Below are 12,579 nucleotides of genomic sequence, written 5' to 3' on the forward strand. Positions count from 1 at the left end.
GCCTATGCACTATATCTTGACCTGCTCTTTCATTTTTTCTACTATGCTGTAGGCTGCGGGGCAAATTGCTGTATTTTTTAAAGTAAGATTGGTAATTTGATGAAATTTTTTGCGATCGGTATGTGGAAACTCCCTGCAGGCCTTAGGGCGCACCTCATAAATCATACAGTAATTGTCACTATCCAGAAACGTACAGGGCAGCTGCTTTAACACTTTATCACGATCTTCATCCACTTTAAGATACCTATCTTCAAATACCTGTGGCTTTAGCTTTAAGAACTTTGCGATTCTCTGGATATCTGCTTCTGTAAACAGAGGGCCGGTAGTTTTACAACAATTTGCACATTGAAGACAATCGGTTTGAGAAAACTCCTCTTCATGTAGTTCCTGCATGGTGCGATCAAGGTTTTTTGGAGGTTTTTTCCTGAGCCTTGTAAAATACTTTTTGTTTTCTTTGTATTTATCCTTTGCCAATTGTGGCAAGAGTTCAAGGTTTTTATTCATCTAATGCAGGGTTAACATGTCAATATTTATTAGGTTTCAAAATTAAAGAATTTGGACAAGCCTGTTATTAAGTAATTTATTTCTTTATGAAAGATATTTTTGGGAAGGCTCTTGCAGACTATTATAATGGTGAAAGGTCTGAAAAACTATATACCGAAACTTCCATATCAGAAAAAGAGGAGTTTCCGGTTTCTCATCTGTTCAGGGATTATGAGAATATGCCTGAAATTGAAAAAAAAGCGCTGAGCGAAGCTCGCGGGCAGGTTCTGGATATAGGTTGCGGAGCCGGTAGCCATGCCTTGTATTTACAAAACATCAGAAAAATCGAGGTTACTGCGTTAGACCAATCGGCCAGAGCAACCGAAATCTGTAAAATGCGAGGAGTAAAAAATATAATTACCAGAGAATTTAAAGATTTTCACAATAAAAAATTCGATACTCTTTTACTATTAATGAACGGAACCGGGATCTGTGGTACTTATAAAAATCTCTCTGCTTTCCTAAAACACCTTAAATCCTTACTACATAAAAACGGGCAGATATTAATAGATTCTTCAGACATTATATATATGTACGATCAGGATAAAAATGGAAGCTACTACATTCCTGCTCAAATGGACTATTACGGAGAACTTGAGTTTGTGCTAACGTACAAAGGAGAAACGGAATTACCCTTTTCTTGGCTCTATCTCGATTTCAACACACTTCAAAAAGCAAGTAATTACGAAGGTTTTAGGTGTGAAATGTTAACAAAAGGAGAGCATTTTGACTATCTTGCCAAGCTTACTTTCTGGTAAACAGATAGTTTACAAAACGTATCTTTTTTAACATAATTTACTTCTTTTAAAAGTAAGAATTTTATATTTTTAGTGTCGAATTCAAAAAAAGCACAAATGAAGTCAAAATTTTTAAATCTTAACGGTATCAAAGTACTTTCAAAAGAAAGTCAAAGAAAAATCGTAGGTCAAATAGGACGTTGTAGCTCATTAGATCTTTCACAATGTGGTTGTTCATGCAGCGGTTCTGTAACCGGGCCTCTTTATTGCAGTCAATGTGTAGCTTGTCCTCAAGTATATACTTGTGACCAAGAATTTTAATCCAAGTTTTCTGCTTCAAACTAAACGTGGGTCCTTCTAATTTTACATACTCATCTCTCTAAACTTCTCAAAAAAGGGCTCACGTTAGTTTTTCATTACGCTTTCCATTTTAACATCCCATCAATTAGGGTTTTTCTACCTAAAACTGTTACCTTAGTACACATCTTTAACGCACTAACTATGAAAAAGGTTTTATACCCCTTTCTCCTTCTTTTTTTATGGGTATTTGCAGGATGCTCGGATACTTCTGATGATGATAATTCTAATTTTACAGCCAATCGCCAACAGGTAGGGTCTTCAGCAAGAGATTTATTAACTCAGGAAAATTTTGACCGCCTCATTCTCGATATTGTGTATGTAGAAGGTTACAGGCCCAGTGACACTACCATAGATAATCTTATTTCTTTTATAAACAACAGAACTCATAAACCGGCAGGAATTGAGATTGAATTTACAGCCGTAGGATCTACCGGACTTGAAGAGTTTGAAATACAGGAAATTGCAAACATAGAAGTAAGAGAACGCACTTTCTACAATCAGGGTACTACGATGGCTGTTTACATTTATTTTGCAGATGCCCCTTCTGAAAATTCAAGTGATAACACCCTCATATTAGGTTCGGCATATTTTAACACCTCGATCGTTATTTACGAAGAATCGGTAAGGAAACTGGCCGACAGAAGAGCCGGATTGTCATACAATACCGTAGCTACTGCTGTTTTAGAACATGAATTTGCCCATTTGTTGGGGTTGGTGGACCTGGGAACACCTTTACAATCGGATCATCTGGATGTTGAAAATGGAAATCATTGTAATGTTACTGATTGCCTTATGAATGCCAACATCGAATTCGGCACTCCGGATGTTTTGGGAGATGATGAAATACCAGAGCTGGACCCTGCATGCCTGGAGGACCTGAGGGCCAACGGAGGAAAATAGGCTTAGGGAATGTTAAGGTATTTATGGGTTTGTAATGATACCTTCCATTTAGGGTTTTTCATTACATAATTCACTATGTGAGGGATCATTTTTTCTCTTCTACTCCACTCGGGCTGTAAATACAAAATACACGAATCACTTACTTTTGAAGCCTGCTCTTCTGCAAACTGGAAATCATTGTGATTATAAATAATCACTTTTAATTCATTTGCCTTAGGGTAGATCTCCTGTAAGGGCAACTTCACTTTTTTTGGTGAAAGGCATATCCAGTCCCATATTCCGGTTAAAGGGTATGCTCCAGAGGTTTCAATATGTATTTTTAATCCTTTTTCTTTAAGACCTGCTGTTAAGGGCCCCATATCCCAGGTAAGAGGTTCCCCTCCTGTAACCACTATGGTATCTGAAAATTTTGCTGCATTGGCAACAATATCTTTAGTAGCGGTTGGGGGATGTACAGCCGCATTCCAACTCTCTTTTACATCGCACCAGTGGCACCCTACGTCACAACCTCCTACTCTAATAAAGTAAGCGGCAGTACCCTTATGAAAACCTTCTCCCTGTATGGTGTAAAACTCTTCCATAAGAGGCAACATCTCTCCTTTATCTACCAATGTCATTACTTCGTCTTGCATCATTTTGCAAAGATACTCAGATATTCATTTAAAACCACTTTTTAGCAAAACCTCAACTTTTATCTAAAAAATTTACATTTCAACGAAAAAAAGTACTACATGTTTGAATTTTAATAAACTAAAGACATATTTGTAAAAAATTTTTGGCCCTCCTATTGTTACGTGATGAGCCCGGTATGCAAAACCCGGGCTTTTTTTTTACTTCTTTACTTCACAGCAATACAGTCAATTTCAATGAGGGCATCTCTGGCAAGTCCCGCAGCAGCAAAAGTAGTACGTGCCGGTTTATTTGGAAAATACTGAACATATACTTCATTAAAAGCCTTAAAGTCTTCTATATTTTTTAGTATTACCGTACACTTAATTACCTGATCCAAAGAAGCATTGTGTTTTTCAAGCACTGCCTTTATATTCATTATGGTCTGTAATGTTTGTTCTTTAATACCACCTTCTGCCAATTCTCCGGTTGTATAATCAAATCCTATTTGGCCTGCCAGGAACATAAACCCGTTAGCAACTACCACATCACTAAACGGAGCATTTCTTTTTTGCTCTATATGTGATTCATGAAATTCTGGAACTACATCCTGGGCATACCCTGGTTTAACCGAAAGCATTACAGCCAGTAAACAAAAGGAAACAATTGATTTCATATCCGTACTTTTTTTGTTGCTTAAAATTAACTTATTTTTATCCAAATTTACTAACTATGAGCAGGAAAGAGACATTTTTAGGGCATATGGAAAAAGGGCATACCTTCAAGGGAGACGCTATCACTCTTGGGGCCGCTATTCTTGACGAAGAAGTGGTTGCCAATGCCTATGTAAAAGTACCCTTGAAAACCTTAAACAGGCACGGACTCATAGCCGGAGCTACAGGTACAGGAAAAACCAAAACGTTACAGGTACTTGCTGAAAATCTATCTGAAAAAGGTATTCCTGTATTACTGATGGACCTAAAGGGAGACCTTAGCGGCCTTGCCAAAGCAAGTCCCGGACATCCTAAGATCGATGAACGCCACGAAAAGATAGGCATTCCATTTGAACCTAAAGGGTTTCCGGTGGAAATACTTACACTGTCTGAACAAAATGGTGTTCGCCTCAGGGCTACCCTATCAGAATTCGGGCCTGTTTTACTTTCACGCATACTGGATCTTTCTGAAACTCAGGAAGGCGTTATGGCCATTATCTTTAAGTATTGTGATGACGCTCAACTCCCGTTACTCGATCTTAAAGACCTTAAAAAAGCCTTGCAATATGCTACCCATGAAGGTAAAAAAGAATTTGAAGCTACCTACGGTCGTATTTCTGCTTCTTCCGGAGGAGCTATCCTGCGTAAGATCATCGCATTGGAACAACAGGGAGGCGATCTTTTTTTTGGAGAATACTCTTTTGAGGTGGATGACCTGCTGCGAATAGATGAAAATGGAAGAGGTTATATTAACATTATCAGGCTTACCGATATACAAGATAAACCCCAATTATTCTCAACGTTTATGCTATGTCTCCTTGCCGAAATTTATTCTACTTTTCCTGAACAGGGAGATAGCGGGCGGCCCGAATTGGTGTTCTTTATTGATGAAGCACATCTCATTTTTAAAGAAGCCTCCAAAGCATTGCTCAACCAAATAGAGAGTATTGTTAAGCTTATACGCTCAAAAGGAGTGGGGCTGTACTTTGTAACCCAAAACCCTACTGATGTACCCGAGGCTGTGCTTTCGCAATTGGGTCTTAAAATACAACACGCTCTTCGTGCTTTTACAGCCAAAGACCGGAAAGCCATTAAACTTACTGCTGAGAATTATCCGGATTCTGAGTTTTATGATACTACCCAAATATTAACCAGCCTTGGTATTGGTGAAGCATTGATTACGGCTCTTGACGAAAAAGGACGCCCTACACCCCTCGCTGCCGCTATGTTGAGAGCTCCCATGAGCCGAATGGATATTCTTACGGAAACTGAATTACAATCTCTTATTTCCAACTCCCAACTGGTTAATAAATACAACAAAACTGTAGATAGAGAAAGTGCCTATGAGCTGCTAAATGAAAAGATACGTAAAGCCCAGGAGCTTGAAGAAAAACAACACGTACAAGAAGAGAAAGAGAAACTTGAACGTGCTTCTTCCCGCACCTCCCGAAGTTCTTCGTCTGCCAGTCAATGGGTGAAACCTGTTTTAAAAGTATTAACCAGTGCCACTTTTATAAGAGGCGTATTCGGGATATTATCTAAAAGTAAACGATAAAACACACTTTTATGAATTTAAAGAAAACCCTAGCCCTTTTATGTATTGCCGGCCTGCTTACTCAATGTACGAATAAACCCGACCCGTTTTTAATAACTGAGAACCAGATAGGGAAATTACCAAAAGGAGTTTTAACACAGGAACTGGACTCTATTTATAGCAATGACTCGCTCGTAACAAACGCTCCCAAAACGCAATTTTCAATGAGCAGCAAAAAGCATTATGAGGTTTACGAAAAAGGCGGAAAGCTGCTTTTGTCGCTAAGTCCGGTTAAGAAAGACAGTGTAGAGACCATAGAGAACATCCGGGTATATGACCCTCGATTTATTACCGATAAAGGCATTTCTTTAAACAGTACTTATGGTGATATCAGAAATGCTTATGAAGTACAAAAAATTACCTCTACTTTGTTTAATGTGGTAGTCAATATCAAAAACTCTGATGTTTACTTCACCATTGATAAGGATGATCTGCCTGCCGATCTAAAATACCAGACACAACCTATAGAAGCTGTACAAATACCAGATAATACGAAAATAAAATATCTAATGCTCAGTTGGAGCAACTAACAGGTAATTTTGGTTTTGCTGCGTACTACCTGTTTTAATTAAAATCAGTGACTTTCTTTAAAAACTTTCTAAGACCTCAAAAACATGAAAAAATACTTTGTTCAAAAAGAACCGCTCACCATTCCCACTTCAGATGGTAAACTTATTGAAGAACACTATGGCCGGGCCACCGATGGTGACAGCAAAATAAGCATTGCCAGAATGGTGGCACCTGCGGGATGGAGCGAGCCTTTTCAAACACCTGAATTTGACGAATATACAATTGTAGTAAGAGGCCGTAAACAGTGTATCGTAAACGGAGAGACCATTGTTCTTGAGGCAGGACAATCAATTAAAATAGGTAAAAATACACGTGTTCAATATGCTAACCCTTTTGAAGAGGAATGTGAATATATTGCCATATGTCTTCCTGCATTTTCATTAGATCACGTACATAGAGAAAACCCTTAAACTTTAAAATCACTATATGATTTAACCTAAAAAAACGTTTATCTAAATGTTAGTAATAAAACCCAAATCTCATGAAAAATCACCTATATTTCCTGCTGTGCTTTATCACAGCCATTTCTATAAGCTGTTCTGATGAAGATGACGATGTTACCATAAGGTCGGGAGACGAAACTGCCCCTCTTCCTGAGTCTCAATCTGTGATTACAGATAATGATGGCAATACCTATGAAGTAGGTTTTAACCAGATTACCAGTATTAATCAAAACCCTTTTGTTCGCAAAAGAAGTAGCTCTGGTAATACTTTGTGGAACATTACTCATGAAAGTACCCCGGTAGATGGAAGAGCCGAATTTATTTTTCTGGACAATGACCAGAACCCGTGGGTTGTTTTTAGCTTTGATGGAGGAAGTAATGATATTGGATATATAAACAGTAAGGAAATAGAAAATAATGCTTTTTCCTGTGTCTTTCAAAATAACTATGGAAGCGGTGGCGGGCCAAGAGTGTCTGTACTTGCGAGGTTAAACCCCAATACAGGAAAGATCGTAAAGGGTAGCTTTATAACCTCTCGTCTTACTAATGGCAATACCAATACACTTCGTATTGTAAAAGCTGATAACGTAAACGGTGTGATCGCCTTTGAGATAAATGCCGCTGCATGGCCTCCAGGAACGGGTACCTCTTACAACCGCTTTCCCGATTTAACCGATGATGATAGGATTGACGGGGCCTTTAAAATATATTATGAGATTAACACCGGTTTATCTGAAATTACCAAAGCAGTTTTACTTAAAATTTAAATATCTTTTTTATTCGGTTTTATTATTTTTACTAAAAAATATACTATGTCACATATACCACCTTTTCATATCGCTATTCCTGTTTACAACCTGGATGAAACCCGTGCTTTTTACAGAGATGTATTGGAATGTGAGGAGGGAAGAAGCAGTGATCACTGGGTAGATTTTAATCTGTTTGGTCATCAGTTGGTTATTCATTACCAGCCAAAGGAAAAAGCAGAAGAAGCATTTCACAATCCGGTGGATGGAAAACAAGTTCCTGTTCCCCATTACGGGGTGGTTTTAGATTGGGATACCTTTCATTCCTTTGCCAATAAGCTACAGCAAAAAGGCGTTCCTTTTATCATTGAGCCCTACATACGTTTTGAAGGACAAACCGGAGAACAGGCAACCATGTTTTTTAAAGACCCATCTGGTAACGCACTGGAATTCAAAGCTTTTAAAGATATGAGCCAGTTATTCGCCCGTTAAATAAATAACAACCTGAATACACTAAAGGAAAATAAAAGAACCTATAAAAAGTACTCTTTTTTGTTTGTGTAACCAAATCAAAACCGAATCCTGTTCGGATAAGCGGAGAGAACTCACCTTTACTACAGGCATTCTCTTTTAAATTCCATAAAATGGTTATTAATAATGTGCAACTAGCTGCTTAGTTGTTGATTTACGGATTCTATGCAAAATTGTTTACTCGGCGGATCATAAAGGCATTGCGCTTCACTATAAAAGCCGGCCGTTGTGAGCAATAGTGAAATGAGCCTGATAAACTCCAGCTTAAAGCTGGTAATTCACTCTAAATAATGGCATCTGTATTTTGAATTCTATTTGAGAGCCTGACTTTTCAATATATCATTTTTTTCCTTTCTTTGTAAGTGTAAGGGGTGCAAAAGGAAATATACTGCCTTGATCTACCTAAGGAAGTACGAAAAATGCCAATTTTAACACTTGATACATTTTATTAAACGCTCCGGTGGCGATCTCTGGCCAGAAGAGTATTTTTGAGAAGCATGGCTATGGTCATTGGCCCGACACCTCCGGGAACCGGGGTGATAAAACTGGCTTTTTTACTCACATTTTCAAAATCAACATCTCCTACAATGCGATACCCTCTTGGCAGGGTATCGTCCGGAACCCTGGTAATACCTACATCAATAATTACCGCATCATCTTTAACCATTTCGGCTTTTAGGAAGCCCGGAACTCCCAATGCAGAAATTATGATATCTGCCTGAGAGGTAATTTGGGTTATGTTTTTGGTGTGGCTATGGGTAAGGGTAACCGTAGAGTTTCCTGGGAACCCTCTTCTACCCATTAAAATACTCATGGGACGACCTACAATATGACTACGGCCTATAACTACGGTATGTTTTCCCTGGGTTTCAACTTGATACCTTTCTAAAAGCTCCAGGATACCAAAAGGGGTGGCTGGGATAAAAGTACTCATATCTAAAGCCATCTTACCAAAGTTCATAGGGTGAAAACCATCTACGTCTTTATCGGGATCTATCGCCATAATGACACGCTGAGTATCTATTTGCTTTGGCAGGGGTAACTGCACTATAAACCCATCTATACTCTGATTTTCATTAAGTTCCTTAATTTTCTTGAGAAGTTCTAACTCACTGGTAGTACTAGGCATTCTAAGAAGCGTAGACTCAAAACCCACCCGTTCACAAGCGCTTACTTTACTGTTTACATAGGTCATACTGGCACCGTCGTTCCCTACAATTATAGCAGCAAGATGAGGTACTTTCTCTCCCCGTTCTTTCATCCCGGTTACTTCAAGGGCTATTTCACCTTTAATCTGGTTTGATATTTTTTTTCCGTCTAAGATTGTCATACACTATAGGGGTTCGTTTAGGTTTTCGTTTTATATTTTCCAGGGCTCATGGGCATGTATTGTTATCATCGCATAGTTATGTATTCATAACATACTAGCGCATTTTACCCATCATCTGCATAAGTTTTTTTCCGCCCCCGCCCTGCATCATTTTCATCATCTTGCTCATTTGATTAAATTGTTTAAGAAGCTGATTTACTTCCTGAACGGATCTTCCGCTTCCTTTGGCTATACGTTTTTTTCTATTGGCATTTAACAATGAAGGATTTGAGCGTTCATCTGGGGTCATAGAATAGATGATGGCCTCTACGTATTTAAAAGCATCATCATCTATATCCATTCCTTTCATGGCTTTTGAAGCACCAGGTATCATACCCACCAGGTCTTTCATATTACCCATACGCTTTACTTGTTGTATCTGCCCCAGAAAATCATCGAAGCCAAACTGGTTCTTTGCAATTTTTTTCTGAAGTTTTCGGGCTTCTTCTTCATCAAATTGTTCCTGGGCACGTTCAACAAGGGATACTACGTCTCCCATTCCCAGTATTCGGTCTGCCATACGGGAAGGGTAAAAAACATCGATAGCTTCCATTTTTTCACCGGTACCGATGAATTTTATGGGTTTATTTACTACTGTTTTTATAGTAAGTGCCGCCCCTCCTCTGGTATCACCGTCCAGCTTAGTGAGTATTACGCCGTCAAAATTGAGCACCTCGTTAAATGCCTTTGCTGTGTTAACAGCATCCTGACCGGTCATGGCATCTACCACAAAAAGAGTTTCTTGTGGTTCTATGGCTTTATGAATATTGGCAATTTCAGTCATCATTTGCTCATCTACTGCCAAGCGTCCGGCCGTATCTATTATCACGGTATTAAACCCGTTACTTTTAGCGTATGCTACGGCCTGGGTGGCTATAGCTACCGGGTCATTATTTTCCCGGTCTGAATACACTTCGACTCCTATCTGATCTCCTACTACATGTAACTGGTCAATGGCCGCAGGACGATATACATCGCAGGCTACCAGTAATGGTTTTCTTGTTTTTTTGTTTTTAAGATAATTAGCAAGTTTACCCGAAAATGTGGTTTTACCTGACCCCTGTAAACCAGACATAAGGATTACTGAAGGATTACCGGAGAGATTAATGCCAGCCGCTTCTCCGCCCATGAGCTCGGCCAGCTCGTCTTTTACGAGCTTGACCATTAACTGGCCTGGCTGTAAGGTAGTGAGTACGTTTTGACCCAATGCCTTTTCTTTAACCCTGTTGGTAAACTCTTTGGCTATTTTGAAGTTAACATCGGCATCCAGTAAGGCTCTGCGAACCTCCTTAAGGGTTTCCGCTACGTTAATCTCAGTAATTTGCCCGTGCCCTTTGAGCACATGCAACGCTTTATCTAACTTTTCACTTAAACTGTCAAACATAATCCTGCTTCTTTTCTAAAACACCCTTTTAATAAAGGCAAGTGCAAATTTAGTTATTTGTGATGTATTGAGGAAGTTTATTTTAACAGGAAGATGATTAAGAAGAGGGGGCAAATAAATACTTGAAATACTCCTAACAAAAAAGCCCGCTCTCAGGAGGCGGGCTTTTTTGTTAAAGGCCAAAACCGTAATTAAACCTAAAACTTGGCATCAAAAACAATCAGTTATTTAAGAAATATTAATTTGCCTTTTCAAAAACAATGGTTTTTGTTACCATATTATCATTTGTTTGTTTTAACTCTATTCGGGTTTCGGTAGCAGACACCACTTCCCAGTCTTCATTGAGATTATTAAAAGGATCATTCTCTCCCAGGTTCATGTCAAAATCAATACTATCATTATCCAGATATACTACCCAAGAACCTTCAACCATTTGCCCGTTACCTTCAACAACTACCTTTCCTTCTGTATCAAATCCAAATTCGTATCCTGAAAAGTTGGCGGTACCATCAACACCATCGCTAAAATATGAGGCAACCAACCATGTGCTATTAATAATAAATGATCTCACTTCCTGAGCCTCACCATCATTATTTCCCTCACAGTATTTTTCAAGTACCAGTTCGCTGTTTTCATTTACAAAAGTTACCCGGTATTCTTCAAGACTGGTAATTAGCCAGCTCAGATTTAATTCAGGACGCCCCTGAAAAGAAATTTCTACAGCAAACCCTGCACTGGTTTCAACAATGTTCCATGTACCGGTTACAAAGGTTCCGTTTACACGCAACTTAGCCTGCCCGCCATCTTCAAATTTAATGGGAGTTCCCAGATATGCACTGCTATTATCTACTCCATCTAACTGTAACCGTTTTACGATCCAAAGGCAATCCTCCAATATATTGGCTACCCGGTCTTCAGAAATCGAATCTGTAAAATCACAATCCTGTTCAAGGCGTATGCGATCTCCGTCTCCAGAATACAGCTTGATCTCATCATCGTCTATCTCATACACAAGCCATTCTAAAGTAAAATCAGAAAGCAAATCGAAATCGAGGGTTAATAAAATACCATTATCACTTTCTTGTGTGTTCCAGGTACCGTTAATAGAGGCTCCTACATTAGATCTTGCAGTAACGGATCCATCTTCGGCAAAAATGAGAAACCAGTCTAGATACTGCTCTGTTTGGTCAATACTGTTCCTGCGTACTTCATCTACTTCCCAGGGGCATTCTGCCAAAAGGTTATCCAGTCTTTCTTTTGTAAAATCATCATCGTTATAGTCATCATCGTCATCTTCATCGCAGGCATCACTTGCACTTTCCAGCGCTCGTCTCAGCTCTTCATTGCTGTTTACGGTTATAACCGTATTATCATAAAGTGTTAGGGATACCGGATATTGCAAACTCACTATATCGTCATCATCCAATTCATCAAAAAATCGATAGAGTTGTCGGTCACTTTCGATCACAATGGTATCGGTTTGTTGTAAGTTTGCATTGAAAGTAAAAAACGTTAGAGGGTAATTAAAATCTATACATTCAATATCATCATCATCGCCTCCTTCTATACAACGTTCTACATAGGTTTCCAGTTCATCTTCATTGTTTATGGTTACTTCTGTAAAATCTCCCGTAACAATGGTAATGGGAAACAAAATGTCAAGTACATCATCATCATCATCAAATTCATCGAAAATTGCTTCAAGTACTTCGAGGTCATCTTCAGAATCGAGGGTAATTTCAAGCCCGTTGGCGGTAACACTTATGGGAAACACAACACTAATACAACTGGCACCGTCAACAATATTATCTGTTGAGCCGTCCTTGGCAGAAGTTCTGCTTATAAGTTGTGCGGTAGCAGAGCTGGCTTCAATATTTTCTCCAGAACTTGTATCAGGACCTATGACATCTACTTCATCCTGACAGGATGTAGTTACCAAAACTACAGCTAATGACCATGTAAACAGGTTTCGAATTAGTCTTTTCATGATTAAAAAAGTTTAGTTTTACATTGCTTTTGATATTGAAACAGCTATCTATTGAAATACCCTACCCTGTTTTCATTTTTTTTAAATAAATTT

13 protein-coding genes are annotated in these 12,579 nt (G+C 38.8%); 7 read left to right on the forward strand and 6 right to left on the reverse strand.

Going from position 1 to position 12,579, the window contains the following annotated elements:
- Positions 1 to 9 precede the first annotated feature (9 nt).
- Positions 10 to 504, reverse strand: a complete 495-nt coding sequence (locus tag WAO84_RS12070; protein ID WP_340066060.1) for a YkgJ family cysteine cluster protein — start codon at positions 502 to 504, stop codon at positions 10 to 12.
- 86 nt (positions 505 to 590) lie between these two features.
- Between WAO84_RS12070 and WAO84_RS12075 the strand changes: the two genes are divergently transcribed.
- Both WAO84_RS12075 and WAO84_RS12080 read left to right on the forward strand, forming a co-directional pair.
- The gene (locus tag WAO84_RS12075) at positions 591 to 1,301 is read left to right on the forward strand and encodes a class I SAM-dependent methyltransferase (RefSeq protein ID WP_340066061.1); all 711 of its coding nucleotides are present in this window, start codon (positions 591 to 593) and stop codon (positions 1,299 to 1,301) included.
- A 480-nt stretch (positions 1,302 to 1,781) separates the two neighbouring features.
- A complete protein-coding gene (locus WAO84_RS12080; protein WP_340066062.1) occupies positions 1,782 to 2,540 on the forward strand; it encodes a hypothetical protein in 759 nt (252 codons plus the stop codon).
- 2 nt (positions 2,541 to 2,542) lie between these two features.
- Here WAO84_RS12080 and WAO84_RS12085 read toward each other — a convergent pair whose 3' ends face one another.
- Together WAO84_RS12085 and WAO84_RS12090 are read right to left on the reverse strand one after the other, a co-directional pair.
- Positions 2,543 to 3,172 carry a 7-carboxy-7-deazaguanine synthase QueE gene (locus tag WAO84_RS12085; protein WP_422614488.1) on the reverse strand — a complete coding sequence of 210 codons (630 nt, stop codon included), beginning with the start codon at positions 3,170 to 3,172 and terminating at the stop codon, positions 2,543 to 2,545.
- A 206-nt stretch (positions 3,173 to 3,378) separates the two neighbouring features.
- Complete coding sequence (locus WAO84_RS12090) at positions 3,379 to 3,825, reverse strand: RidA family protein (RefSeq protein WP_340066065.1); 447 nt, start codon at positions 3,823 to 3,825, stop codon at positions 3,379 to 3,381.
- A gap of 56 nt (positions 3,826 to 3,881) precedes the next feature.
- Between WAO84_RS12090 and WAO84_RS12095 the strand changes: the two genes are divergently transcribed.
- From WAO84_RS12095 to WAO84_RS12115, 5 genes are all read left to right on the forward strand, one after another.
- Positions 3,882 to 5,417, forward strand: coding sequence for a helicase HerA-like domain-containing protein (locus tag WAO84_RS12095; protein ID WP_340066067.1), 1,536 nt, complete (start codon positions 3,882 to 3,884; stop codon positions 5,415 to 5,417).
- A gap of 11 nt (positions 5,418 to 5,428) precedes the next feature.
- On the forward strand, positions 5,429 to 5,986 hold the full coding sequence (locus WAO84_RS12100) for a hypothetical protein (RefSeq protein WP_340066068.1): 558 nt from the start codon (positions 5,429 to 5,431) through the stop codon (positions 5,984 to 5,986).
- A gap of 84 nt (positions 5,987 to 6,070) precedes the next feature.
- Positions 6,071 to 6,436: a cupin domain-containing protein gene (locus tag WAO84_RS12105; RefSeq protein ID WP_340066070.1), complete on the forward strand. Its 366-nt coding sequence runs from the start codon at positions 6,071 to 6,073 to the stop codon at positions 6,434 to 6,436.
- Between the two features lie 71 nt (positions 6,437 to 6,507).
- Positions 6,508 to 7,236 carry a hypothetical protein gene (locus WAO84_RS12110; protein ID WP_340066071.1) on the forward strand — a complete coding sequence of 243 codons (729 nt, stop codon included), beginning with the start codon at positions 6,508 to 6,510 and terminating at the stop codon, positions 7,234 to 7,236.
- Between the two features lie 45 nt (positions 7,237 to 7,281).
- Positions 7,282 to 7,707, forward strand: a complete 426-nt coding sequence (locus WAO84_RS12115; protein WP_340066073.1) for a VOC family protein — start codon at positions 7,282 to 7,284, stop codon at positions 7,705 to 7,707.
- A gap of 487 nt (positions 7,708 to 8,194) precedes the next feature.
- Here the strand turns inward: WAO84_RS12115 and WAO84_RS12120 are convergent, their stop codons facing one another.
- From WAO84_RS12120 to WAO84_RS12130, 3 genes are all read right to left on the reverse strand, one after another.
- The gene (locus WAO84_RS12120) at positions 8,195 to 9,076 is read right to left on the reverse strand and encodes a bifunctional 5,10-methylenetetrahydrofolate dehydrogenase/5,10-methenyltetrahydrofolate cyclohydrolase (RefSeq protein WP_340066075.1); all 882 of its coding nucleotides are present in this window, start codon (positions 9,074 to 9,076) and stop codon (positions 8,195 to 8,197) included.
- 94 nt (positions 9,077 to 9,170) lie between these two features.
- The gene (gene ffh, locus WAO84_RS12125) at positions 9,171 to 10,499 is read right to left on the reverse strand and encodes a signal recognition particle protein (RefSeq protein WP_340066076.1); all 1,329 of its coding nucleotides are present in this window, start codon (positions 10,497 to 10,499) and stop codon (positions 9,171 to 9,173) included.
- Positions 10,500 to 10,737: 238 nt separating this feature from the next.
- A complete protein-coding gene (locus WAO84_RS12130; protein WP_340066077.1) occupies positions 10,738 to 12,486 on the reverse strand; it encodes a hypothetical protein in 1,749 nt (582 codons plus the stop codon).
- Positions 12,487 to 12,579: the final 93 nt, after the last annotated feature.

Origin of the sequence: Ascidiimonas aurantiaca, assembly GCF_037646345.1 — a bacterium.
GTDB lineage: Bacteria > Bacteroidota > Bacteroidia > Flavobacteriales > Flavobacteriaceae > Ascidiimonas > Ascidiimonas aurantiaca.